This is a genomic window from Methylobacterium sp. J-067 (assembly GCF_022829465.1).
GTDB classification, from domain to species: Bacteria; Pseudomonadota; Alphaproteobacteria; order Rhizobiales; family Beijerinckiaceae; genus Methylobacterium; species Methylobacterium litchii.
Window position 1 is genome coordinate 21,606 of sequence record NZ_JAKSXZ010000067.1, and the last position, 23,203, is coordinate 44,808.

Here is a 23,203-nt window from a genome sequence, read left to right on the forward strand (position 1 = left end):
CTCAGAAATACGCTTCGGCGACGGCCGGATCGGCCCGCACGGCCTCCGGCGCACCGCGCGCGATCACCCGCCCCTCGGCGAGCACATAGAGTTCGTCGCAGACCTCCAGGACGATGCGCATCTCGTGGTCGATGAAGAACAGGGTCAGGCCATTGCGGCGCAGGGCGTCCAGATGCTCGACGATCCGGTTCTGCAGGCGCGGATTGATGCCGGCGAAGGGCTCGTCGAGGAGCATCAGGGTCGGTTCGAGCATCAGCGCCCGGGCGATCTCCACGAGCTTGCGCTGGCCGTAACTCAGCTCGGAGCCCCACTTGTCGCGTAGGCCGGCGATCTCGAGGAAATCGAGAAGCTCCCTCGCCCGCTCGACCGCCTCCACGTCGCTCTTGCCGTGGGCGATGGCGACGAGGTTCTCCAGCACCGTCATCTCGGAGAAGAGCCGGCTGATCTGGAAGGTCCGCCCGACCCCCTCTCGGCAGACCTGTGCCGGCCCGTGCCGGGTCGTGTCGCGGCCGTTGATGCGCACCCGGCCACCATCCGGCGGAAGCGCACCCGCCACGATGTTGAACAGGGTCGACTTGCCCGAGCCGTTGGGGCCGATCACCCCGGTGATCGAGCCGCGCCGGACTTCGAGGCTCGCCGCATCGAGGGCGATTCGGCCGCCGAAGCGTTTCGACACGCCCTCGACGACGAGGATGTCGTCCCGGAGGCCGGGGGCGGTACTCCGCGGGGCGGCCAGCGTCAGGGTACTCATCGCGGGCGGCCTCACTCTGCCGGGGTCCGGGCGGGGGAGGCCGCCGGGACGGGGCGGGCGGCATCCGCCAGCCGGCGCAGGCCGGCGCGGGGCGCTGAGACCCAGCGCCAGCGCCTTTTGGCGAAGGCGTTGACGATACCGCGGGGCATGAACAGCACCGCGCCGAGGATGATGATGCCGACGAGCCCGAGGTAGAGTTCAGGGAAGCGCGACCACAGCAGTTCGTTGACGACGGACAGCACCACCGCACCGACAAGCGGCCCGAGCACGGTGCCGAGCCCGCCGAGCAGCACCATCGCGATGGTGGTCAGCTCGGTCATCGGCGCGAAGGCGGTCGCGGGATCGATGAACGCGAGATAGCTGGCGTACAGCGCTCCGACCGCGCCGGGGGCGGCGGCGGAGATCATGAAGGCCGTGATCTTGAGCCGCGTCGTGCGCACGCCGAGCGCCTCGGCCGCCGTCTCGTCCTCGCGGATGGCGAGGAGTTGCAGGCCGAATCGGGCATTGTCGAGCCGGTGGGTGAAGGCGATGAGCGCCAGGGCGATGGCCGCCAGCACGGCATAGATCGGCGTCAGGTCCGTGGGCGTGAGGTAGAGGCCGGTGCCGCCCTGGGTGATACCGTCGAAGCCGAGAGCGAAATTCTCTCCGACGCGTGCCAATCCGTACATGCCGATGGCGAAGAACGAGCCCTTGAGCCGCAGCATCGCGCTGCCGAGCACCAGTGCGAGGGCGATGGCGGCGAGGCTTGCGGCGGCCGCCGCCGCCAGCCAGTGCCAGCCCGCGCCCACGAGCAGGGCGCCGACATAGGCGCCGAGCCCGAAGAAGGCGACCTGACCGAAATGGGTGTAGCCCGCGTAGCCGCCGATGATGTTCCACGAGTAGGCGAGCGACGTAAACATCAGGATCTGGATGGTGAAGGACAGGGCGTAGTCGCTGCCGACGAAGGGCAGGACGGCCAGAAGCGCGACGAGCGCCAGGAGGAGGGCGAGCGTCTTCATACGCGCACCTGCGCGCCGAACAGGCCGCGGGGCCGGATGAGGAGGACGGCGAGCATGACGAGGTAGAGCATCGCCGAGCCGATCACCTGCCCGAAGGCATAGCCGCCAAATACTTCGAGGATGCCGAGCAGCATGGCCGCCGCGATCGCGCCGGGATAGCTGCCCATGCCGCCCACGATGATCACCGCGAAGGCTTTGATCAGGAAGCGCGAGCCGAGTTGCGCGTCCGAGGCGAAGGTCGGGGCCATCAGCACGCCGGCGAGCCCTGCCATGGCCGAGCCCAGCGCGAAGGTGATGTTTCGGACCCGCTCGACCGAGATGCCGGAGATGATGGCGAGTTCCGGCGCCTGCGCGACGGAGCGGATCGCCCGGCCTGTGCGCGTGGCCCGAAGGAAGATCCACACGCCGAGGCTCGTGCCCACCGCTACCGCGAAGGCCACGAGACGGGACTGGGACACGTCGACCCCCGCCACCCGCACCGAACCGGCCAGGATGCCCGGCAGGCCCCGATACCCGCCGCCCCAGATCAGGATCGCGACGTTCACAAGCACCGTCGAGACGGCATAAGTGGCGAGCAGGGACATGATCAGAGGCGCATCCACCAGACGGCGGATCACCACCTTCTGCAGGACGAGACCCGCCAGCGCGGCTCCGGCCGGCACGATCAGCAGGGCGGCCCAGTAGGGCATCTGCGCCCCCGCCACGAGGGAGACCGTCACCAGCGCCCCGATCGCCAGGAATTCGCCATGGGCGAAGTTGATGACGCGCATCACCCCGAAGATCAGGTTCAGGCCGCCCGCCATCAGGGCATAGAGCCCCCCAAGCAGGATCCCGCCCACGAGGAGTTCGAGGACGGGGACGTTCACTGCACCGCCTCCGCCGCCGGGGCGGGACCGTCGAGGGCGATCCCCGCCTCGGCAAGCTCCGCTTCCGTGTAGCCGAGCTGGCCGACCAGCACCGCGCGGTTGTGCTCGCCGAGCCGTGGGCCGGGCGCCGCGATCTCGCCCGGCGTGCGCGAGAACTTGCCGACCACGTTCTGCATCCGCAGCCGGCCTCCGAGTTCGGGATCGTCGAGGGAAACGATGTTTTCCCGCGCCTGGACGTGCGGGTCGTCCACGATGTCGGCCACCGTGTTCACCGGGGCGGCCGTGGCGCCGATCTCGATGAAGGTGGACAGCAGATCGTCCCGGTCGAAGCGTTCGATCGCCGCCTGGAGATGCTCGTCGAGGACGGCCGCGTTCACGAGCCGGGCGCGGTTGGTCGCGAAGCGAGGATCCTCCACGAGGGCCGGTAGGCCGAGCGCCGCGCAGATGCGCACGAAGGTCGACTGTGCGCTGCCCGCGATGGCGACGTAATGCCCGTCCTTGGTACGGTAGGTGTTGCGCGGCGCCGTGAAGGGCAGCCGCGAGCCCGAGCGCTGCTGCACGAGGCCGAGCTGGTCGTAGTTCACGACCTGCGGGCCGAGCAGTGTCAGCAGGGTCTCGTAGATCGCGAGATCGATCACTTGGCCTCGCCCACTGCGCTTGGCCTCGTGCAGGGCGGTGACGGTAAGGAAGGCGGCCATCAGGCCGGTAGTGGAATCGGCGAGCCCGAAGCCCGGCAGGAGTGGCGGCCGGTCCGGTTCGCCGTTGATCGCCACGAATCCGGCATAGGCCTCGGCAAGCGTTCCGAAGCCCGGCCGCGGGCTGTGCGGCCCCGTCTGGCCCCAGCCGGTAACGCGGACCATGACGAGGCGCGGGTTGATCGCGCTGAGCACGTCATAGCCGAGCCCCCACTTCTCCAGGGTGCCGGTGCGGTAGTTCTCGACGATCACGTCGGCGTCGCGCACGAGGCGCTTGACCGTCTCGGCGCCGAAGGGCGTGCGCAGGTCGAGGGTGATCGAGCGCTTCCCCCGGTTCAGGACCTTGTAATACAGCCCGACCCCGTCCCGGTTCTCGCCCCAGTGACGGACCTCGTCGCCGTGCTCGGGGCGCTCGACTTTCAGGACATCCGCCCCGAAATCGGCGAGGAACATTGAGCACATGGGTGCCGCGAGGAAATTCGAGATATCCAGGATCTTGAAGCCGGCAAGCGGCTTTACGACGTCGGGATTGCCCCCGGCGGCTTTGATCTCGCTCATGCGCTTCCTCTACGCGCTCCCGTTATATTTGCGGAATACACGACGTCTACTTGATTTAGCTACGCAATTGACCGTATGATAGTCTTTTATATCATTCAAGCGCCTCCTCATTGCCGGCGCTGATTTTGGGAGGATGCGGATGGGCGGGACCAGCGCGGCGCAGGGCGAGGCGGCCGGCTTCGAGGTCGTGGTCCGGGCGATCGAGGGACGTATGAGCGTACGCGGCTTCCTCGACCGCCCAGTCGACCGGGGCATTGTCGAGCGGCTGCTGGCACTGGCCGCGAGGGCCCCGAGCGGCAGCAACATCCAGCCGTGGAAGGCCCATGTCGTGACAGGCGCGGCCCTCGCCCGCCTGACCATCGCCCTGTCGGTCGCCCATTTCGCGGGGGAGCCGGAGGCGCGGGAATACGAGTACTACCCGTTGACGTGGCGCGCCCCCTACCTCGACCGCCGCCGCCGGGTCGGCTGGCAGCTTTACGAACTGACCGGCGTCGCCCGGGGCGACCGGGAGGCGTCGCTGCGGCAGCGCGGACGCAACTACAGCTTCTTCGGTGCGCCCGTGGGTCTCGTCTTCACCATCGACCGGGACTTGGAGCAGGGCAGCTGGATCGATTACGGCATGTTCCTGCAGACCCTGATGATCGCTGCGCGGGCTGCGGGCCTCGACACTTGCCCCCAAGCGGCCATCGCGAGCTATCCGGGCATCGTGCGCCGGGAACTCGGCGTCGGCGGGGACGAGATGGTGGTCTGCGGCATGGCGCTCGGCCACCGGGACCCGGACGAGCCCGCCAACGCCCTGCGCTCGGAGCGTGCCCCGGTCGCGGAATTCACGACCTTCCACGGGGAGTGAGCGCAGGGCCCGATTCATTCGGCGGCCCCCGCCAGGTCCTGGGTCGGCCCGTGCGCCGGATGGAGGGAGGTGAGGATGTCCTCGCCGGCCTCGAAGACGTGCTCGCGCATCAGGAACTCGGCCCGCGTGCCCTGCCGGGCGAGGATGCACTCGCCGATGCGCCGATGGTGGCCATTGTACTTGCGCAGCAACACCGGGTCGTAGGAGGCGAGGACCGGCGGGTAGACGCCGGGGATCCGCTGCACGGTCTGGAGCGCCGGACCGATGAACCGGTTGTCGGCGGCCTCGATGATCGTTTTGTGGAACACGGCGTTGTTGGCCCGCCACGCCTCCCTGGCCCCGTCGTCGAGGGGGGCGTCGCCGGAGAGGACCCGGGCATCCGTGTCGATCGTCTCGGCGATGCGGCGGGCGGCCTCCGGAGAGAGCCCGCGCTCGGCGGCCTTGCGGGCAGCGAGACCTTCGATCTGCGCCCGCATCTCGAAGGCGGCGGCGATGTCCTCCCCGGCGAAGGGCCGCACCACGTAGCCGCGGTTGGGGCTGTATTCGAGGAGCCCGTCCTTCTCGTTGGCGGCCAGCGCCAGCCGGACGGGAGTGCGCGAGGCGCCGAACAGCTGGGCGAGCTGCACCTCGCGCAGGTGCTGGCCCGCTTGGAATTCCCCCGCGAGGATCATGTCGCGCAGCCGCGCGCTCAGCGCCTGTGCGATGGGCTGGGTCATCGCGCCCGCACCTAGACGACGCCGCGGCTGCGCAGGTCGGCGACCTGTTCAGGCGTCAGACCGAGCCACTCGCCGTAGGCCGTCTCGGTGTGCTCACCGAGCGTCGGCCCGAGCCAGCGCACCGCGCCGGGCGTGCCGGTCAGGGTCGGAACGACGTTCGGGATCGCGATTTCCCCGATGCGGGGATCCTCGACCCGCAGGATGTTGCCGCGGGCAGCGTAGTGCGGGTCCTCAAAGATCTCGTCGATGCCGTAGACCGGGCCGCAGGGCACCTCGGCCTCGGAGCAGCGCGACAGCGCCTCGTCGCGTGTCATGGTCGAGGTCCAGTCGGCGATCATGCCGTTGACCGCGCCCCGGCTCTTCAGGCGCGCCGCGTTGGTGGCGTAGCGCGGGTCCTCCATGAGGTCGGGCCGCTCCATCAGCGTGGCGAGGCGACCGAAGATGCGGTCGTTGGTGCAGGCGATGGCGATCCAGCGGTCGTCGCTGGTCGGGAAGTGGCTGTGAGGCACGACGATGGGCGTCTCGGCCCCGTCCCGGCGGCGGACGTAGCCGCCCTTCTGGTAGGCGGGGGCGACCTCGTCGAGGATGCGGAAGATGCCGTCGTAGAGGGCGACGTCGATCACTTGGCCTTTCCCGTCCCGGTCGCGGGCGCGCAGCGCCAGCTGCACCGCGTAGGCACCGAACAGCCCAGCCATGTAATCCGAGAGGGTGGCTGAACCCGGCTGGGCCGGCGGCCGGTCGGCCTCGCCCGAGAGGAAGGAGATCCCGCCGAAGGCATTGGCGATGCGGCCGAAGCAGGGGCGGTTGGCATAGGGACCGTTCTGCCCGTAGCCGGAAATGCGCAGCAGGATGATTTTCGGGTTCACCGCCCTCAGCTCGTCCCAGCCGATCCCCCACTTCTCCAGTGTGCCGGCCTGGAAGTTCTCGCAAACCACGTCGGCCTGGGCGACGAGGCGCTTGAACAGGTCGACGCCCTCGGGCTTGCGCAGATCGAGGGTGACGGAACGCTTGTTGCGAGCCTCGCTCAGCCACACGAAGGTGTCGCCGGCCTCGCTCGGGGTGCCGAGGCGGCGGGCATGATCGCCGACATTCGGCAACTCGACCTTCAGCACGTCGGCCCCGTGCTCGGCCATCAGGGTCGCGGCGAAGGGCGCGGCGATGAAGGTGCCAATGTCGAGCACCTTCAGACCGGTCAGAGCGCCGTCGCGGGACGTGGTGACCTTAGCCTCGCTCATATCCTGTCCTCAAACCTGTTCGTGGATGGGTTCAGCGCGGGTCGAGCCCGAGGATGCGGCGGGCCTCGTCCGGGGTGGCGACCGTCCGACCGCAGGCGCGGGCGATTTCTACGATCCGCGTGACCAGCTCCGCGTTCGTCGGGGTGCCGAGTTCGGCATAGGTATGGTCGCCGATGCCGATCGAGACGTGGCCGCCGAGCTGGATCGCCTGCGCCGCAGTGGCGAACAAGTTGCCGGGCTTGGCCGAGACCGACCAGACGATGTTTCGCGGCGGGAGGCAGTCGAGATAGGCCCGCAGCCCCGCGGGCGTCGGCGGGTGGGCACCGAATTGTCCGCCGCCGCTGTGAATCAGCAGGGCGAAGACCGGCTCCGGCAGCAGGCCCATATCGACGAACGCGTCGATGGTGCGCACGAACGGTACGCTCCAGCAGGCGATCACCGGGCGGACCCCGACCTCCTGGAAGGCTTTCAGAAGGAAGGTCAGCGTGCGGGTGGAGTTGACGTAGGCCTTATCCTGCGAGGTAAAGCTCTTCGTCTCGTAATCGTAGATGTCGATGTTGGTGCTGCCGAGATCGACCGAGCCGAATTCCGGCTTCAGCCCGTCGGCCACGAGGCGCGGGATGTGCGCCACCCGGGCCTCGTCGCCCTTGATCGTGATCTGGCCGAGTGTCGGGTGGACGATGAGCCGGCTCGCCTCGCGGATCGCTCGGATCGAGTCCCGGTAGCGCTCGTAGGCATGGGCGGGGGCGCCGTCGTCGTCCCGGGCATGGAAATGGATTATCGAGGCGCCGGCCGCCTCGACCGCGGCGGCGTCGCGGGCGAGTTCCGCGGGCGTGAACGGCACATTCGGGTTCACGTCCCGGGGCATGTACTCGTTGGCGCGCACCTCGATGATGAGCTTGTCCATCGCCGCTCCGCGTTCCCTCCGCCGCGCGGCTCGTATCGGCCGCGTCGGTCAGGTTGTATGCAATCTCATTATCAGGCGGCTATGACAAGCTGGTCCGAGTGTCAAAATCGGTGATTTGATCTCCTGTTGCATGCAAACAGAGGGCGTGTCAGGTTTCTTGCCGACGGTAGGCATCAGACCCGCCGCACAGCCGCGCGGACGCGGCACGGCCCCGAATCGTCGGCCGGACATGGGAGGAAGCGATGCTCGCAGGCTGGCGCCGTATGGCTGCCGTTACGCTCGCGCTCGGCACGGGCCTCGCCGCCCGTGCCGCCCCCGCGGCCGAGATCACCGTGACCCATTACGGCGTGTCGATGTACGGCGTGCCCTACGCGGTCGCGAAGGCGAAGGATGCCTTCAAGGCCGCCGGCATAGAAACACCAGGCTTCCTCACCTCTCAGGGCGGCGGCACCAGTGTGCGCAATGCGCTGGCCTCTGACCTTCCCTACGGTGAAGTCGCCACCTCGGCGGCCATCGCGGCGATCAAGCAGGGCCTGCCGATCCGGATCGTCAATTCCGCCGTGAACACGGTGGGCGACATCCTCTGGATCGCCCGGAAGGATGACGACCGGGTCAAGCGCCCCGAAGACCTCAACGGCCTCGCTGTCGGCTACTCCTCACCCAAGGGAGGGACCGACACGGTGCTCTCCGAGATCATCCGAGTGACGGGGGTGAAGGTCGACAAGCGCGCGGTCGGCGGTGTGGGCCCGAGCCTCACCGCCCTGCGGGAGAAGGGGGTCGACGTAGCCTGGACCCAGGAGCCGATCTGGAGCCGGGAGAAGGGCAATTACCGCCTGCTGTTCAACTCAGCCGATTTCATTCCGAAGATCTCGCAGACGGTCGGCATCGTGCGCACCGACTTCCTCGAAAAGCATCCTGACCTCGTCCGCGCGATCATCGAGGCCCGCCGCCGCGGGGTCGATGCCATTTACGCCGATCCGAACGCCGCAGCCGCTATCGCGGCGAAGGAGTTCCGGATGGAGCCTGAGATCTTTCGCGAGGCGGTCCAGAACGTCCTGACCGTGAAGGGCGTGAACTACTGGAGCCGGGGCGACATCGATTACGAGGGCCTCGAGACCTCCCTGCGGACGTTGCAGAGCGTCGGGGCGGTCGACGACAAGCCGATCGACTGGGCGAAGGTGGTCTCGGAGGTCGCCCTGCCCGACGACCTAAAGCGCAAGTGAGGCGGCGATGGGCCTGCATGCGCAGATCCCCCTCGGCGAGCCCGTGACGGCGCAGGCGGCGCACGTGGCCGTTCGCGGCCTGACGCGGATCTTCCCGGGTGCCAACGGACGGCCTCCGCTTCAGGCGCTGGGCCCCTTGGATCTCGACCTCGCGCCGGGCGAGTTCTTCTCCGTGGTCGGGCCTTCGGGTTGCGGCAAGTCCACCCTCCTCGACATCCTAGCCGGGCTCTCCCCGGCTAGCGCGGGCAGCGTCACCTTCGAGGGAAAGCCGGTCGCGGGCACGGTCCCGGATGGGGTCGGGGTCGTGTTCCAGGAGGATTCGAGCTTCCCCTGGCTCAGCGTGTTCGACAACGCTGCCTTCGGGCTGCGCCGGCTGAAGACGCCCGAGGCCCAACTGCGCCCGCGCGTGGAAGAGGCGCTCGCCCTCATCGGCCTGTCGGACTTCGCGAGCGCCTTCCCAGCGCAGCTCTCCGGCGGAATGCGACAGCGGGTCTGCATCGCCCGCACCCTGGTGATGCGCCCCCGTCTGATCCTTCTCGATGAGCCCTTCGGCGCCCTCGATCAGCAGACGAAGCTCCTCATGGGCGACGAGTTGCTTCGCCTGTGGCGCGAGACTGGCGCTACGATCCTCCTCATCACCCATTCTCTCGACGAGGCGGCGTTGCTCTCCGATCGGATCGGCGTGATGTCCGCCCGGCCCGGCCGGTTCATCGACGTGATCGAGACCGGCTGGGCCCGCGATCGCGACAGCCGCCTCGCCGCCGATCCTGGCTTCGGCGCGATCACCGCGCGGATCTGGCGGCAATTGCGCGAGGAATCCCTCAAGGCGATGCGGGCCGCGCCGTGACCCGGGCCGGGCTCCTTCGTACCGGCATCATCGCCGCCGCGCTCGGCGCCCTGGAGGCGGCCTGCCGCCTGGGCGCCATCGACCGGTTCAGTCTCTCGCCTCCGAGCGAGATGGCCACCTCCGCGCTGCGCATCCTCACCTCCGGCGAGTACACCCGCGACATCCTCGTCACCTTCGCGACGGTGGCGGGCGCGGCCCTTCTCTCCGTCGTCGCAGGCTTCGCGCTAGGCGTGCTGCTCTACCGGCTGCCCCGGCTCAAGCGGGCCGCCGACCCGTTCCTGGCGAGCTACTACGCAGTGCCGTCCTTCATCTTCTATCCTCTGTTCATCGTGCTGTTCGGGCTGAACCGTTGGCCCCTCGTAGCGGTAGCCTTCGTGTTCGCGTTCGTGGCGATGGCCATCGCCTCCGTCGACGGCTTCCTGAGCGTGCGCCCGATCCTGCTGCGCACGGCGGCAAGCCTGCGCTTGACGCGCATGGAGACGCTGCGCCTCGTCATCCTGCCGGCCGCCGCGCCCTACCTCTTCACAGGCGTCAAGCTCACGATCGTCTACGCCTTCATCGGCGTCGTTGCTGGGGAGTTCATCCTCTCGGGCTCCGGTCTCGGCTACCGGATCGCTTTTGCCTACCAGAGCTTCGAGACGGCCACGATGTACGGCCTGATGCTGATTCTGATCTGCGCGGTCGTCACCGTGAACATGCTGCTGTGGTCGCACGAGAAGCGGCTCCACGCGCGCCTGACCCGCTGAGGAGGTTCCCCGTGACGCCCGCGGCCAAGCCTCTCAAGACCGGTCGCATCGCCGGGCCTCTGGATACCGTCGTCCTCGTGGGCGCCTCCGCCGCGCTCTGGGCACTGGCCGCGCGCTGGGTCGGCCCGCAGGTCCTCACCGGCCCCGTCGATACGATCGGCTATCTCGGCGGGCTCTTCGCGGATCCCGAGTTCCGGGCGAGTGTCTGGGAGACGACTAGGGCCTTCTCGCTGGCGCTGGCCATCGCCTGGGCGAGCGGACTGGCGATCGGCATGATGCTGGGTGCCCACCGCCTGACCGGCGAGGTCGCGGAACCTATCCTGACGGCGCTCTACTCAATCCCGAAGATCACCCTTTACCCGGTGATCCTGCTGTTCTTCGGCCTCGGCATGCCCGCGCGGGTCGCCTTCGGCGCCATCCACGGGATCGTGCCGGTCGCCCTGTTCACCATGGCCGCGGTCCGGGGCGTGCGGCCGGTCTATTTCCGGACCGCGCGTTCGCTCCGGCTCGGCCCCTTGGCGACCGCCCGCCACATCATTCTGCCCGCCTGCCTGCCCGGCATCGTCTCCGGCCTGCGGGTAGGCTTCTCCCTGACCCTCCTCGGCACGCTGATCGGCGAGATGTTCGCCTCGCAACGAGGTCTCGGACACATGGTGATCCGGGCAATGGAGACGAACGACGTCCGTCTGCTGATCGCCCTCGCCCTGTTCCTCGTCACTGTCGCGACCGGGGCGGGCGCGCTGCTCCTGGCCGTCGACAGGCGCGTGGCCCGGCTCGGTGCGGGCCGAGGCTGACAGACTAACCATCAAGGACTACCGGCATGTCCCTCTACCGCTCGTTCCTGTTCGCCCCCGGCAACCATGCGAGGCGCACGGAGAAGGCGCTCTCCCTAGGCGCCGACGCCGTCATCCTCGATCTCGAGGATGCCTGTCCCGCTGCGGAGAAGATCGCCACTCGGGCCGTCGTGGTGGAGGCGCTCCAGCGGCCGCGGAAGGCCCGGGGCTATGTCCGGGTGAACCCTCTCTCCACGGAGTACGGCTACGGCGACATCGTCGCGACGGTGCGGGCCGGCGTCGACGGGCTCGTGATCCCAAAGATCGAGCGGGCCGACGAGTTGCGCACCGCGGTCTGGCTCGTGGAGCAGATCGAGCGGGAGCAAGGACTGGAACCTGGGGCCCTCGACCTCCTGCCGATCATCGAGACTGGCATCGGGCTCGCCAATGTCCGCGCCATCGCCGAGGCCGGTACCCGGGTGCACCGCCTCGCCTTCGGGGCGGGCGACTTCACCCTCGACCTGGACATCGCATGGTCGGCTGACGAGGCCGAATTCGCCCCCTACCGCGCCGCCATGGTGCTGGCCTCGCGGGCGGCGGGCCTCGAGCCGCCGATCGATACGGTCTGGGTCAACCTGCCGGACACGGACGGCTTCGCACGCTCGGCTGCCAGGGCGCGGGCCATGGGCTTCCAGGGTAAGCTTTGTATCCACCCGGATCAGATCACCATGGTGCACGCAGCCTTCTCGCCGTCCGCCGATCAGATCACCTGGGCGACTAAAGTCGTCGCGGCCTTCGAGGAGGCGGAACGTACGGGCTCGGCGGCGATCCGCGTCGACGGCCAGTTCATCGATTATCCGTTCGTCTACAAAGCTCGGCGCATCCTGGTCGCGGCTCAGGCCTCAGACGTCGCATACTGACACATGCCATTTACAGGTCTTCGCGGCTCGCCCGTGCCAAGTGCGAGGTGATGAGATTGAGAACGGGCACTTCGGCAGGTTTGCGCAATCGTAGAACAGTCACGGCACCGCGCCTGAGCGGTACCGTTTAGCTTGTGCAGATCGAGCCAGATGTCATGCCGATGCTTGGGCACGACCGCTAATGCCATTGTGTCAACGGCTCGAATGCGCTTCCCCCCCAAACTCGCCTATGGGTCGTCCGGGAGGAACTTAGTCCAACGAACGACCCTATCGTCCACATTCATGAACCCCGAGAGTCGACCTTGGTCGATGCTGAGGCCGAAGCACTCCACCGACTGAAAAGATGGCGTCGTGCCTGCAGCTCATCGTGATCGCATCTGGGTCGTTCGTAGGGAAACGGCCCTCCCGCTTCCGACCCAACCCGGTCGCGTCCGCGCGGACATGAGCATCCCGAAAGCGGTCACCCTACCCGCCCCCGAACCTCTTGGCGGAGCGCGGCCAACGCGTCTTCCGGCGTGGCATTGCATCCGGCGGATATGATCCGCTTCACCGCGGGGTATCCTGCAAGCCGACGCCGTTCCGTTGCAGGACTGATGCGCCTCGCCAGACGAGGGGCAGGACGGTCAACTCCGTCGCGGCGACGCGGCTACTCGGTACCCGACCGCGGTAGACATAGATCACGCGGTCGCCCGTGTTCCTCGGACCGGCGAGCAATGCATCGGCCCAACGCGGCTACACTTTAACGAACGAGACGGGTGTCGCGGGCTAGCACGTGCCGATCGGCAGGCCGCGGGGTGCAGCGGTACGAGGAAGGACAACTCCTCCCCCAAGGTCCACTACCGCTGCCCGACAGGCGAGGTCGCTTCGCCAAAATTCGTTCCAGCTGGTCGTCCCGATCGAAACGAGACGCATCACGGACGCTCCTCGGTCGAGCAAACGCCGTAAACCCAATTCTCAGGTGGTATCTGGACCATTCGAATTCTGTTGGATAGATCGGCGCCATGATCGGAAACGAAGTCGATATAGCTTTCCGAAAAATTTGGTCCGAATGCATGTCGGGCCAACCATTCTCGGATGATGTCACTCTGCTTGAGGCGGGCGTCAGCTCCCTTAAGGCAATGGAGATCTTCTTCAAGGTCGAAATGGCCCTGAATATCAGCGTAAACTTAAGCAAAATCGGCGCAGCGAACAAAATATCAGAAATTATTCAAGGCTTATCACGCGATGCCGGGAAATCGGCGTCCGGTGCAACGGGAGGCGATACGCGCATCATCTTATCCGGCTTGTTCGGCGAAGAGCTCCATTTTCTGTCATTCCTCGATGCCATTGCCGATACCGAGCCGTTTCATTCCGAACCGCTCCCCGGTATCGAGGCGCCCTGCGAATTGCAGACCGAGATCGGTGCCGTTGCCAAACATTTGGCGCAACGGATCCTGGAAAGTGGGATTCGCGGCAATCTCGTCCTGGCGGGCGTCAGCTACGGGGCGGTCGTGGCCCACGAGATCGCGCGGCATCTCGGCGAACAGGGCCATGAGGTTCAATCCCTTGTCCTGATCGATCCCCTGCTGTCCCCATCGAAGCTCGCCTTGTTCAAGCGGACGGTCAGGCGTGCCCTTCACGCCGTCGGTCGGCGCGGAGCCACATCCGGCGGGGCGGATCCGGCCCGGGCCACGCTCTTCCTCGAGCGGTGTGCGACCCTCTGGGTCCTTGGCCTGCTGTTCGTCGGCGCCTTTCGCACCGCGCGGGACTTCATCGTGGCGTCCCGCGCCACGCGCGATCCGGCCTGGGTCGTTCAGAGGACACGCGAATATTGTGCGGTCACGCGCGGTCGGGCGATTCAGCGCTGGAGCGGCGGAACCTGTGCCGTGCCCACCACGATCATTGCCGGAACGGATTTCGACTCCCAGTCTTCCCTCCACCGGTGGCGCGCCCTCTGTCCCGATCTCACGGTGGAGCGCATCGAGGCCGATCACTTCACCATCTTCGCCCCGGAGCATTCCGCAGCCTTGAGGTCGCTGTTCCTCAAGGCCGCGCGGCACCGCGACCGTGTCGGCGAAGCCTAGGCCATGGCGGGGCCGAAATTCCTGCGCCGCCCCCGGATGCGGCCGATAACGGCCACTCTGGCCATGATCGCAGCCGCCTATGTGGACCGGACGCTTCGGTTCCTCTTGCTCATCGCCGCGGGGTGGGCTGCTGGGCCGTCCGAGCTCGGGGTAGCCCTCCTCGCGCTGCTGGTCACGGAACTGATCCAGACGCTCACCGATCTCGGGGTCCAGCGCAGCCTGCTGCAAGAGAAGCGGTTGCGCCGTCCCACCGTCGATACGGCCTTCGCCCTCGCCATGTGCAACGGGGCGGTCATCGCCGCGGCCATGCTCGCCCTTGCGGGACCGATGGCCGCCGTGATGGGCGAGCCGAGGATCGAGCCCCTGCTCCGGCTGCTCGCGGTCGGTCCGCTGGCGAACGGCTTGGGTCAGGTGCCGGATGCGCTGCTTCAGCGTCGGAAGCGCTTTCGTCCTATCGCGCTCCGGACCATCGTCGCCACCGTCCTCGCCTCGGGTGCCGGCTTCGGCGCGATTGCCGGCGGCAGCCCCGGCGATCCCCTCATCCTCGCCGCCATCGTCCAGGCCTGCACGGTCGCTCTCCTCTCCTGGGCGATGACCCCGTATCGCCCCCGCCCCCGTCTGATCCGGACCGAATGGCAGGCGATTGGGCCGCGATCCCTGCGGCTTTGGATGAGTGGCGTGATCGGCTTTCTCAACAACCGCGGCTTCGATTTCATCGCCGGCCTCAGCCTCGGCCCGGCGGCGCTGGCGTCTCTACGGATCGGCGGCCAGATCATCCTACTCCTGATCCAGATCACCATCGGCCCGATCCTCGCGATCGCCTACGCAGTCCTCCCACGCCTACGCAGTCAACCGCAGCGCTTCCGCGCGGAATTGATGATTGCCGCATTCCTCTGTTCATCCCTCCTGTTCCCAGCCTTCGCCGGTCTGTTCGCGCTGGCGGATATCGTCCTACCCGTCATGCTCGGCGCGAAATGGAACGACCTCGCGGGGATCTTGCCCTTCATGTGCTGGATCGCGCCGGCACTGTATTTTCAGGCCATCGTCTCCACAGCCTTGTTCGGCGCGGACCGCAATGATCTGCTGCTGAAACTCTCTCTGTTCGAATTTTCCGCCACCATTATCCTCGGATTTTTGGGCTCCAGGCTGGGAATTGTTGGAATTGCCGCGGCTGGCTCCCTACGACTGTACATGCTCATTCCCGTGACTTGGAGATGGATGCGCCGCACGATCGGCTTCGACCCGAAGATCTTGCTTTGGATGGCGTTGCCGGCATCAATCTCGACGATGGTCATGCTCGGCAGCATCATGCTGGTGAAAGAAAACCTCGTGCTTCTCACAGCCTCGTACTGGGCCATTGCCGGCGGAGTCTGTGCCCTCGGGATACTGATCTATTCGGTCGTGATAGTGACAATCACCAGCGCCTTCGCATTCTTTCGGATCTACTTTATCGGCGTTGTTAATAATGAGATCGCTAAGGACCTCCTAGTATTCATGGAAGTCTTGACAGAAAAAATTGGTTTCCTTAAGCGAATACGTGATCGCGATGGGCGGGTGCAGGTCTAAGGGCAATTGGTCGAAATGAGTTCGGAGGCCATGACCGAAGTCGCTTGGCATCGGAATGCGGTGAGATCGGTCAAGTATCTCATCATGCTGATGGTAAGCCCGAAGCGCAGGCTGTTGAACGGCGTGCGGTTTCTCCTAGCCACAGAGGGCCGCACCTTCGCTGCGATCTACAGGGCTTTCGCGGCGACCTCCGAAGGGCGCAACCTTCTGCGCACGCAGCCGCCCAGCGCGCGCCTGCTGGCGGACCGGGATGTGCTGGCGGCCCAGCCGAAGGACGCCCTGGGACGCTGCTATTTGGAGTTCATGGAGAAGCATTCCTTCAACGAGGGTGTGTATCTCAATCTCATCGCGAAGCTCGGCCGCCCGGTGGAGACCGGGGACAGGGCGTGGTTCCGAGAACGCTGGGACTGCTGCCACGACCTGAGGCACGTCCTGACGGGTTACGGTCCTGACCACCTCGGGGAAATCTGCCTCCTCGCATTCCGCTATGCCCAGACCGGCCATCGGGGGATGTTGGCGCTCGTCCTGCTCGGCCTTCTCCACCCACACCGAAACGGCGAGGCCGCCGCCCTGCCGGCCATCCGCGAGGCTTACCGAAGGGGCAAGGCGGCAGAACTCCTCGATCTGCTTCCATGGGAGACCGGCCTTGATCAACCGCTCTCTGCCCACCGGGCGCGGCTGAACCTCACGGCGCCCCGGCATTACACCTTCGCCGAGTTCGCGGGCGATTATCGGCCGGCGCCGCAGCCTGAAGCCAATCTCCCGAGGGGCTGAGGGTCATCGCCATGGCCAAGCCGCCTCTCTTCCCTTGGGCCCCAGGCGAACCGGCCCAGACAGGCGACATTGGCCTGCTTGAAGCACTGGGGCCCCTGGCGGCGATGCATGCAGCCCTCGATGCCGTGGGCGCGGGCATCCCGTGCGGGATCATGGCCCGCCTCGAAGGACGCAATGTCGCCGAGGTCGAGGATGCTCTCCACCGGGCGGCCCTGCGCTTCCCCCTGCTGCGGCAGCGCTTGGTCTGGCGGCACGGCAAGCCCCGCTCGGTGTGCGATGCCACCGCTCCGTTGGGGCCCCATCACGACCCGGCCTTCTCGCTGGCGTTCAGGGTCGGCCCCCAGGGAAGGCCCTGGTCCTACGACCTGAAACAGGCCGGTCGGGACGTCTGGTTGCGGGCGGTGTTCGCCCACGCCATCGCCGACGGCTACTCGATGCTTCATTTCCTCGGCACCGTAGTGGCCGAGGTGGAAGCCACGGACTACCACCCTCCCAAGCTCGATCCGCGCCCCGCGACCTCGCCGCGCAGCTTCCGATCATGGTTGCCGGGGTTTCTCGCTCTGCAAGGCCGGAGCTTCGCTTCGATCGCCACTCACGATTCCGAGCCGGGGGTCGTCTGGACCACAGTTCCCCTGGCGGAGGTGATGCCGCTTCTGAGCAGGGTCCAGTCGGAGCTCGGCGGCTTCGGCAGCCTGCTGGCCGCGTCCGCCAGCTTGGCGGTCGCCCGCGCGGCTCGCGCACCCTTCGCTCATCCCGTCCTCCTGAATCTGCAGGTGATGCGAAGCCGCCTTGCAGCCTTTAACGGCTTCGGTTTCGGCGCGGGATCGGTCATGCTGCCGGTCCATGTGGGCGCGGGGGACGAGCCCACCTCGACCGCGAGGTCCATTGCGACCCGGGCGAGGCGGCTGGTGGATGAGGATTGGGATGGCAACCTGAACAAGATGATCGGGCAGAGCCCCGTGAGGCATCGCCTGATGGCGCGACTGAAGTCCCGCCAATCTTGCGACCCGACGCTCACGGTGTCGTGGAAGCCGCGGCCGGTCTCCTTCGGGCGGGAAGGCAGCGTGCAGGACGTGGCCTGCTTCGCTTCTTCCTCCGGGACCCACGTCTCGGCCCATCTGGATCAGAACGGCCTCTCGCTCAGTCTGACGAATTGGCAGGCCGAGACCGCCCGCGTCGCGATGTTCGACGATCTGCTGCGCGGTCTCGGCGTCCGGTCCACCACCCGGTACCTCCACTGCGCCGATCCGGTGGCGGCCGGTGAAACGGCAGCGGCGCGCGGCCGTCCGGCCTGGACCCGCCGGGAGCCTGCGGCCGGTGCCCACGGCGGGATCGGGCCGTCCCATGGTCCGGCGATCCCCGATCCGATGCCGTCAGGCACGGCGTAGGCCTCGATGAAGCCCAGGACGCAATCGCCCATGCCAGTCCATGATCCCCGTTCGGCGGACGCCCTTTCCTGGTTGCAGGGCGGAGCGGTGCCCCTCGACCGCGCAGGCCCTCAGGACTGGCCCTACGACGCCGCACTGGCTGCCGCCTTTCGGGAGACCGGCGGTATCGCCGTGATCGAAACGATCGCAGCCCGCCATCCGGACAAGGTCGCCGTCGACGACGGGGCGCGCTCCCTCACCTACAGCGTCTTCCTGCGCAACGTGTTCGCCCTGTGCGAACGAATTCTGGACCGGACCAGCCCCGGAGACGTGATCACCTCCGTCTGCGGCCATACCTGCGAATCGACCGTGATCATCATGGCGGCGGCGATGTCCGGGCGCATCGTGGTGCCCATCGATTCTGGCCATCCGATCGAGCGGCAAAAGGCGATCTTCGATCAATCCGGCGCGGCCCTGATCCTGACCCCGCGATCGGAGAGTCTCGACGACCTCTACACGTCGTCCGGCCTCCCGGTGATCCCCGTCGATCTGACGGCGCCCGCCGACACGGCGAGACCACCGCACAGGCACGATCCTGATGCCCCGCTGTTCGTGAGCTTCACCTCCGGCAGTACTGGTCGACCGAAGGGCATCGTGAGCGGAGGCCGGTACGGCGGTCAGGCTCTGCAACACTTCGTCGACATGTTCCACATCAACCAGCACGACGTGATCCTCGGTCTGGCCTCCCTGAGCACCGGTGGATCGCGGGATGCTTTCGCGGCGCTGGGAACCGGCGCGAAGATCCGGCTCCTCGATGTTCGCGGCAGCGGCATATCTCAGCTTGTCGGTATCATCGCGCGCGAGCAGGTGACGATCCTCAGCTTCGTCCCCTCCGCCCTGCGGATGATCCTGGCGATCGACGGCATCGAGCAGGCCTTCCGCTCCCTCCGCGTGCTCGACCTGCACGGGGAACGGATCCTGGCGAGCGACATCGCCCTGTTCCGCGCCAAGCTGCCACCGACCTGTCATATCAGCGTGACGATGGGGTCGGTCGAGGCGGGGGCGGTGTTCAGCTGGTTCGTCGAAGACGACAAGATCGAAGGCGAGACGGTTCCCGTCGGCTATCTCCTGCCCGGCCGCAGGGTCACGCTCCTGCCGTTCGAACAGGGGAGCGAGGAGAATGTCGGGCAGCTCGTCGTCCGGGGTGCCATGGCCCTCGGCGCTTGGCAGAACGGCCGAATCGCCGGCGGACCTTTCATTGAAGACCCAGAGGATGCAGCCTCACGCATCTATTCGATGGGCGATCTGGTCCGGCTGCGGCCGGATGGGCTCTTCGAATACGCTGGACGGGTCGACAGACGGGTCAAGATCCGAGGTCTCTGGGCAGATCTCGGCGACATCGAGCTGGCGATGCAAGCCATTCAAGGCATCGACGAGGCCGTCGCCGTCGCCACGGCGGCGGACGGCGAAGCCGACACCATCGCCGTCTACGTCAAGGCCACTGGTGCCCACCGCCCTTCGCAGGCGTTCATCAGGGCCGAGATCGCAGCTTTGACGGCAGATCACATGGTTCCCACCCAGATCTTCTACGTGAGCGAGATCCCACGGCTGGCCAACTTTAAGGTCGATCTGATGCGCCTCACGCGCTTGTCCGAAGAGTTCCCGCACAATTGAAGCCTCCCATAAATGCGGTTGGCGGGATGAGAGGCGCTGGCGAGACCGCTCCTTCTCGATCGCCTCGGGACCGCGATGGCACCGCTGCTTTCGCCTGAACGGACCAAGCCGGAGGGCGATCGGTCTCGAACGTCCGACCGTGCTGCGCTCGAGCACGTTCTGGGAGTTGCCGCCCAGGAAATAAGCCGCGACCTAATGGTGTGGGACCGCCTGCGACAAGCGCTGCTCAACCGGCCCGGCCGCCACGGGTCGGGTGCGGGCTCGGTGATAATGTCCGCTTCTATGTCTTTCTGCTCAGAAGCGGACCAGTCGATATTCACCCCGAGCAGCCCTTCTGATCCCGACCCTCATCGGATCTTGCATCTCCGGGGCCATCGCCTCGAAAGCAGACCAACCTGGTGCCTCCAACGCTCAACGAACGAACGAGGCGGCCGATATCACGACATGCGTCACGCGACGCGGCTGCGCCGTTCGTCGAAGCCAACGATCCCCGCGAATGTTTGGCCGCCATCACCGCCACATTGCGAGCTTTGCAGGAGCAGGGCAAATCGTCCGGCTCAATTGTCGCTGCGCTTACGATAGCCACGGTCGAAGTAATGGACGCCAACCGCTGCAAATAAAATTACCTGCAACTGCTATCGGCCGACCTGATAGGAATATGAGGCGCAGGATGACGTCTCCTGCGTGGGCTTCCCCTTCCCATCATAGACGCTCAGATCTCTGCCTGTTCCTTCCTGTCCGACGATCAGCAAGTATTTCACCGTCGATCGCCCACACAGCATGTTACCTTGTAGGAGCACCGGGTCAGCCGGCTTTAGCACCTTAAACAACTGCCCATCGATCCCGTCCTCGGATGCTGCCTCAATCGGGAGGGATTGGCCATTCTGGAAGGTGATCTTGTGTTTCGTGAAAATCACCTTCCCGGTGATCGACATCGCTGTCTTGCTGACCGGCTGCCAGGTTTCGGCGTGAGCCGCGGCTGAAATGGTCATACCTATTGTTGCGGCCACGAGGAGCATGCGCATTGAGGCACCCGGTTGCTAATCTCCATCTCGGATGATGTAATGCATACGAGCACCCAAGTCTTCCTGGTCTTCGCAGAAACAATGCCCATATCGCTATGATTTGATCGCCCTCGGCAATATCAAGGATAATCATATGACAAATAAAGTGTATATGACCGTTATTATCTGCACTGTGATGCTTTCGGTCCCAGCATATGCAGCCGCGCAAGCAAATGTGGAGTGCTGGAAGCGCCTCAGAGACGGAGATATTCATGCAGATACCAGTAAGTATCCGCAGTTCAGTTCTGGCTTTAAGGTGCTCAGCTTTAAGGAAAACCGAAAAGATGCCGAATGGAGCTATGGAACCTGTGTCCTAGCTCCTCGGAAATGAGCAGGTGGCGGGCGTTCCTGTGGGATCAAGCACCATCGTTAAAGGGCGACGGAGCTACGCGAGAGGGCGCATCTCCGCCTTATTCGGGTGATGTCCCCTCTCCCAGATGTTGCGGGCGGTCGTCCCCTGCCGTGAACGGCGCAACGGCGGTGTCTTTTTTCATTCAATCGCCCGAAAGCAGATAGGCAGAAAACCACCCTGAGCGGTCCTTCCGACCCCGACCCAACCCGGTCGCTTCTGCTCCTCCCAGCCCTTCCCGAAAGCAGCAGTACAGCCGCTCTTCAAGCCGCGAGGCAGGCTTTCGCTACGCGCAGGTAGTTGCCCCCTAGAATGCCGGCTGTCTCGTCGAGCGAGAAACGTGTGAGGAGGATGGCTGCCAGATCCGGCAGGCTCGTGTAGTCTGGTAGCGCGCTCGGGCCGACCAGTCCCATCATGTCCGAGCCGATCCCGACATGGGCTGGACCGACCACATCCGCCATGCGGGTGATGCCCTCCGCCAGTGCGTCGAGATCAGGAAACAGGCTCGCCGGTGGCCAGATGCCGATAACGCCTCCTGTCCCCGCGACGATCCGGGCATGCTCCGGTGTGATACGGCGGGTGCGAGGCGTGGGCATGGTTGTGAGCGACGTATGCGACAGGACGAGCGGCTTGCGCGCCACCTCGGCCGCCTGACGCACGAGAGCCTCGGTGCCGTGCGCCACGTCCACGATGACGCCAAGCGCCTCGCAACGCCGGATCACCTCAGCCCCGAAGGCGCTCAGGCCCCCGTGTACCGGCGGCTCGGTCTGTATGTCGCCGAGGGCGTTCACCCGGTAGTGGGTCAGTTGCAGATGGCGCAGGACGGCTCTTCGGTAGGCCACCTCCAGGCCGCCGAGGTCGCCTTCGAGAAAATCGGCTCCCTCTGCTGCAACCAGCACCATCGGGGCCTCGGAGCGCGCAGCGTCGAGGTCGGCCGCGGTGCGGACGATCCTGAGCCCCTGCTCGCGCACAAGCGCGTGCAACCGGATGAAACCGCGCTCGGCATAGGCCGCGAGTTCCCCGGGCTCGGGATCGCGAAACGCCTTGATCCGCCCCTCCCATGTGATCCGGTGCGTCGGGCTGTCGGACACGATGGCGATACATGCCGTGGCGAGCCCGCCGCGACGCATCGGTTCGGCCAGCGGCGTGAAGGGTGAATGGCCCTCATCCTGGCGCACTCGAAGGATGCGGCCGGCATTGACCCTGACCCAGCAAACTGGTCCAGGCCGAGCGCAAGTTTTTCGGGCATCCTGAAACCTGAAGGAGGGTGGATGCCATGCCTCGCAAACGCTTCACGAACGAGCAGATCGCCTTTGCCCTACGGCAGGCGGAGAACGGCGCGACGGTGGACGAAGTCTGCCGGAAGATGGGCGTGTCCGAGCCGACGTTCTACCGCTGGAAGAAGCAGTTCGTCGGGATGGGCGTGCCGGAGATCCGTCGGCTGAAGCAGCTGGAGGACGAGAACAGCAAGCTCAAGCGGCTGGTTGCTGACCTGACGCTGGACCGCTCGATGCTGCAGGACGTGCTCAAACGAAAGTGGTGAGGCCCGTCGTTCGCCGTGAAGTCGCCGGTCACTTGCAGGTGGCCTACGACATCAGCGAGCGTCGGGCCTGTCAGGCCACCGGCTTCGGCCGTTCGTCCCAGCGTTACAGGAAGCGGTCGGATCCGCAGGTGGCGCTGCGCATGCGGCTGAAGGAGCTGGCCGCCGCGCGGGTCCGTTACGGCTATCGCCGGCTACACATCCTGCTGCGACGGGAGGGCTGGAAGGTGAACCACAAGCGCACCTACCGGATCTACCGAGACGAAGGGCTGTCGATCCGGGTCAAGCTACCAAAGCGCAAGCCGGCTTGGCGATATCGCCAGGGACGGCCTGCGATCGGTGGACCCAACGAGGTCTGGGCGATGGACTTCATGTCCGACCGCATCTTCGATGGGCGTCCATTCCGGATCCTGACCGTCGTCGATTGCCACACGCGAGAGGCGCTCTCACTCACGCCGAGAGCCAACTTCCGCGCCTACCAAGTGACCGAGGCACTCGACGCCTTGGTCAAGCTGAGGGGACGGCCCAAGAGCTTGCGGGTCGATAATGGGCCGGAGTTCGCCGGTCGCATGCTCGACCAGTGGGCCTACCTGAACGGGGTCGAGATCGACTTCTCCCGCCCGGGCAAGCCGACCGACAACGCGTATATCGAGTCGTTCAACGGCCGCCTCCGGGCGGAATGTCTGAACGCCTCGTGGTTCCTGTCGCTGACCGATGCCCG

At 66.3% G+C, this 23,203-nt stretch carries 20 protein-coding genes and 1 pseudogene; 12 read left to right on the plus strand and 9 right to left on the minus strand.

Going from position 1 to position 23,203, the window contains the following annotated elements; translation table 11 throughout:
* Position 1 precedes the first annotated feature (1 nt).
* Genes MKK52_RS07220 through MKK52_RS07235 form a run of 4 tightly spaced genes read right to left on the minus strand, consistent with a single transcriptional unit; the run spans position 2 to position 3,868 of the window.
* Positions 2 to 751 carry an ABC transporter ATP-binding protein gene (locus tag MKK52_RS07220; RefSeq protein WP_243928178.1) on the minus strand — a complete coding sequence of 250 codons (750 nt, stop codon included), beginning with the start codon at positions 749 to 751 and terminating at the stop codon, positions 2 to 4.
* A gap of 11 nt (positions 752 to 762) precedes the next feature.
* Positions 763 to 1,749, minus strand: coding sequence for a branched-chain amino acid ABC transporter permease (locus MKK52_RS07225; RefSeq protein WP_243953144.1), 987 nt, complete (start codon positions 1,747 to 1,749; stop codon positions 763 to 765).
* A complete protein-coding gene (locus MKK52_RS07230; RefSeq protein ID WP_243953145.1) occupies positions 1,746 to 2,615 on the minus strand; it encodes a branched-chain amino acid ABC transporter permease in 870 nt (289 codons plus the stop codon). The genes MKK52_RS07225 and MKK52_RS07230 overlap by 4 nt, the downstream gene beginning before the upstream one ends.
* Entirely contained in the window at positions 2,612 to 3,868 is a 1,257-nt protein-coding gene (locus tag MKK52_RS07235) for a CaiB/BaiF CoA transferase family protein (protein WP_243953146.1), read from the minus strand. The genes MKK52_RS07230 and MKK52_RS07235 overlap by 4 nt, the downstream gene beginning before the upstream one ends.
* Positions 3,869 to 4,007: 139 nt before the next feature.
* On the opposite strand from MKK52_RS07235, the gene MKK52_RS07240 reads away from it, so the two are divergent.
* Positions 4,008 to 4,718, plus strand: a complete 711-nt coding sequence (locus tag MKK52_RS07240) for a nitroreductase (RefSeq protein WP_243953147.1) — start codon at positions 4,008 to 4,010, stop codon at positions 4,716 to 4,718.
* A gap of 14 nt (positions 4,719 to 4,732) precedes the next feature.
* Here the strand turns inward: MKK52_RS07240 and MKK52_RS07245 are convergent, their stop codons facing one another.
* Genes MKK52_RS07245 through MKK52_RS07255 form a run of 3 tightly spaced genes read right to left on the minus strand, consistent with a single transcriptional unit; the run spans position 4,733 to position 7,576 of the window.
* Positions 4,733 to 5,434 carry a GntR family transcriptional regulator gene (locus MKK52_RS07245; protein WP_243953148.1) on the minus strand — a complete coding sequence of 234 codons (702 nt, stop codon included), beginning with the start codon at positions 5,432 to 5,434 and terminating at the stop codon, positions 4,733 to 4,735.
* 11 nt (positions 5,435 to 5,445) lie between these two features.
* On the minus strand, positions 5,446 to 6,669 hold the full coding sequence (locus MKK52_RS07250) for a CaiB/BaiF CoA transferase family protein (protein WP_243953149.1): 1,224 nt from the start codon (positions 6,667 to 6,669) through the stop codon (positions 5,446 to 5,448).
* 31 nt (positions 6,670 to 6,700) lie between these two features.
* Positions 6,701 to 7,576 (minus strand): 3-keto-5-aminohexanoate cleavage protein, encoded by an 876-nt coding sequence (locus MKK52_RS07255; RefSeq protein ID WP_243953150.1) that lies wholly within the window; start codon positions 7,574 to 7,576, stop codon positions 6,701 to 6,703.
* Between the two features lie 263 nt (positions 7,577 to 7,839).
* Between MKK52_RS07255 and MKK52_RS07260 the strand changes: the two genes are divergently transcribed.
* From MKK52_RS07260 to MKK52_RS07305, 10 genes are all read left to right on the plus strand, one after another.
* Positions 7,840 to 8,799: an ABC transporter substrate-binding protein gene (locus tag MKK52_RS07260; RefSeq protein ID WP_243953151.1), complete on the plus strand. Its 960-nt coding sequence runs from the start codon at positions 7,840 to 7,842 to the stop codon at positions 8,797 to 8,799.
* 7 nt (positions 8,800 to 8,806) lie between these two features.
* The gene (locus MKK52_RS07265) at positions 8,807 to 9,646 is read left to right on the plus strand and encodes an ABC transporter ATP-binding protein (RefSeq protein ID WP_243953152.1); all 840 of its coding nucleotides are present in this window, start codon (positions 8,807 to 8,809) and stop codon (positions 9,644 to 9,646) included.
* Positions 9,643 to 10,392: an ABC transporter permease gene (locus MKK52_RS07270; protein WP_243953153.1), complete on the plus strand. Its 750-nt coding sequence runs from the start codon at positions 9,643 to 9,645 to the stop codon at positions 10,390 to 10,392. The genes MKK52_RS07265 and MKK52_RS07270 overlap by 4 nt, the downstream gene beginning before the upstream one ends.
* Before the next feature lie 11 nt (positions 10,393 to 10,403).
* Positions 10,404 to 11,186 carry an ABC transporter permease gene (locus MKK52_RS07275; RefSeq protein ID WP_243953154.1) on the plus strand — a complete coding sequence of 261 codons (783 nt, stop codon included), beginning with the start codon at positions 10,404 to 10,406 and terminating at the stop codon, positions 11,184 to 11,186.
* A 26-nt stretch (positions 11,187 to 11,212) separates the two neighbouring features.
* Positions 11,213 to 12,085 carry an HpcH/HpaI aldolase/citrate lyase family protein gene (locus MKK52_RS07280; RefSeq protein ID WP_243953155.1) on the plus strand — a complete coding sequence of 291 codons (873 nt, stop codon included), beginning with the start codon at positions 11,213 to 11,215 and terminating at the stop codon, positions 12,083 to 12,085.
* A gap of 1,001 nt (positions 12,086 to 13,086) precedes the next feature.
* Entirely contained in the window at positions 13,087 to 14,148 is a 1,062-nt protein-coding gene (locus MKK52_RS07285; RefSeq protein WP_243953156.1) for a non-ribosomal peptide synthetase, read from the plus strand.
* Between the two features lie 3 nt (positions 14,149 to 14,151).
* Positions 14,152 to 15,714, plus strand: a complete 1,563-nt coding sequence (locus MKK52_RS07290; protein WP_243953157.1) for an oligosaccharide flippase family protein — start codon at positions 14,152 to 14,154, stop codon at positions 15,712 to 15,714.
* A gap of 30 nt (positions 15,715 to 15,744) precedes the next feature.
* The gene (locus MKK52_RS07295; RefSeq protein WP_243953158.1) at positions 15,745 to 16,488 is read left to right on the plus strand and encodes a Coq4 family protein; all 744 of its coding nucleotides are present in this window, start codon (positions 15,745 to 15,747) and stop codon (positions 16,486 to 16,488) included.
* An 11-nt stretch (positions 16,489 to 16,499) separates the two neighbouring features.
* Positions 16,500 to 17,876 carry a hypothetical protein gene (locus MKK52_RS07300; RefSeq protein ID WP_243953159.1) on the plus strand — a complete coding sequence of 459 codons (1,377 nt, stop codon included), beginning with the start codon at positions 16,500 to 16,502 and terminating at the stop codon, positions 17,874 to 17,876.
* A 30-nt stretch (positions 17,877 to 17,906) separates the two neighbouring features.
* A complete protein-coding gene (locus MKK52_RS07305; RefSeq protein ID WP_243953160.1) occupies positions 17,907 to 19,529 on the plus strand; it encodes an AMP-binding protein in 1,623 nt (540 codons plus the stop codon).
* 635 nt (positions 19,530 to 20,164) lie between these two features.
* On the opposite strand, the gene MKK52_RS07310 is transcribed toward MKK52_RS07305, so the two are convergent.
* On the minus strand, positions 20,165 to 20,554 hold the full coding sequence (locus MKK52_RS07310; RefSeq protein WP_243953161.1) for a hypothetical protein: 390 nt from the start codon (positions 20,552 to 20,554) through the stop codon (positions 20,165 to 20,167).
* 651 nt (positions 20,555 to 21,205) lie between these two features.
* Entirely contained in the window at positions 21,206 to 22,120 is a 915-nt protein-coding gene (locus MKK52_RS07315; RefSeq protein WP_243953162.1) for a dipeptidase, read from the minus strand.
* 98 nt (positions 22,121 to 22,218) lie between these two features.
* Between MKK52_RS07315 and MKK52_RS07320 the strand changes: the two are divergent.
* Positions 22,219 to 23,203 (plus strand): annotated as a pseudogene (locus tag MKK52_RS07320) (IS3 family transposase); the annotation flags it as partial.

What these genes read in the sequence shown, in the direction of transcription:
- MKK52_RS07220 (WP_243928178.1), bottom strand. Translation starts at nt 751, where the DNA reads ATGAGTACCCTGACGCTGGCCGCCCCGCGGAGTACCGCCCCCGGCCTC.
- MKK52_RS07225 (WP_243953144.1), bottom strand. Translation starts at nt 1,749, where the DNA reads ATGAAGACGCTCGCCCTCCTCCTGGCGCTCGTCGCGCTTCTGGCCGTC.
- MKK52_RS07235 (WP_243953146.1), bottom strand. Translation starts at nt 3,868, where the DNA reads ATGAGCGAGATCAAAGCCGCCGGGGGCAATCCCGACGTCGTAAAGCCG.
- MKK52_RS07240 (WP_243953147.1), top strand. Translation starts at nt 4,008, where the DNA reads ATGGGCGGGACCAGCGCGGCGCAGGGCGAGGCGGCCGGCTTCGAGGTC.
- MKK52_RS07245 (WP_243953148.1), bottom strand. Translation starts at nt 5,434, where the DNA reads ATGACCCAGCCCATCGCACAGGCGCTGAGCGCGCGGCTGCGCGACATG.
- MKK52_RS07250 (WP_243953149.1), bottom strand. Translation starts at nt 6,669, where the DNA reads ATGAGCGAGGCTAAGGTCACCACGTCCCGCGACGGCGCTCTGACCGGT.
- MKK52_RS07255 (WP_243953150.1), bottom strand. Translation starts at nt 7,576, where the DNA reads ATGGACAAGCTCATCATCGAGGTGCGCGCCAACGAGTACATGCCCCGG.
- MKK52_RS07260 (WP_243953151.1), top strand. Translation starts at nt 7,840, where the DNA reads ATGGCTGCCGTTACGCTCGCGCTCGGCACGGGCCTCGCCGCCCGTGCC.
- MKK52_RS07265 (WP_243953152.1), top strand. Translation starts at nt 8,807, where the DNA reads ATGGGCCTGCATGCGCAGATCCCCCTCGGCGAGCCCGTGACGGCGCAG.
- MKK52_RS07280 (WP_243953155.1), top strand. Translation starts at nt 11,213, where the DNA reads ATGTCCCTCTACCGCTCGTTCCTGTTCGCCCCCGGCAACCATGCGAGG.
- MKK52_RS07285 (WP_243953156.1), top strand. Translation starts at nt 13,087, where the DNA reads ATGATCGGAAACGAAGTCGATATAGCTTTCCGAAAAATTTGGTCCGAA.
- MKK52_RS07290 (WP_243953157.1), top strand. Translation starts at nt 14,152, where the DNA reads ATGGCGGGGCCGAAATTCCTGCGCCGCCCCCGGATGCGGCCGATAACG.
- MKK52_RS07295 (WP_243953158.1), top strand. Translation starts at nt 15,745, where the DNA reads ATGACCGAAGTCGCTTGGCATCGGAATGCGGTGAGATCGGTCAAGTAT.
- MKK52_RS07300 (WP_243953159.1), top strand. Translation starts at nt 16,500, where the DNA reads ATGGCCAAGCCGCCTCTCTTCCCTTGGGCCCCAGGCGAACCGGCCCAG.
- MKK52_RS07305 (WP_243953160.1), top strand. Translation starts at nt 17,907, where the DNA reads ATGCCAGTCCATGATCCCCGTTCGGCGGACGCCCTTTCCTGGTTGCAG.
- MKK52_RS07310 (WP_243953161.1), bottom strand. Translation starts at nt 20,554, where the DNA reads ATGCGCATGCTCCTCGTGGCCGCAACAATAGGTATGACCATTTCAGCC.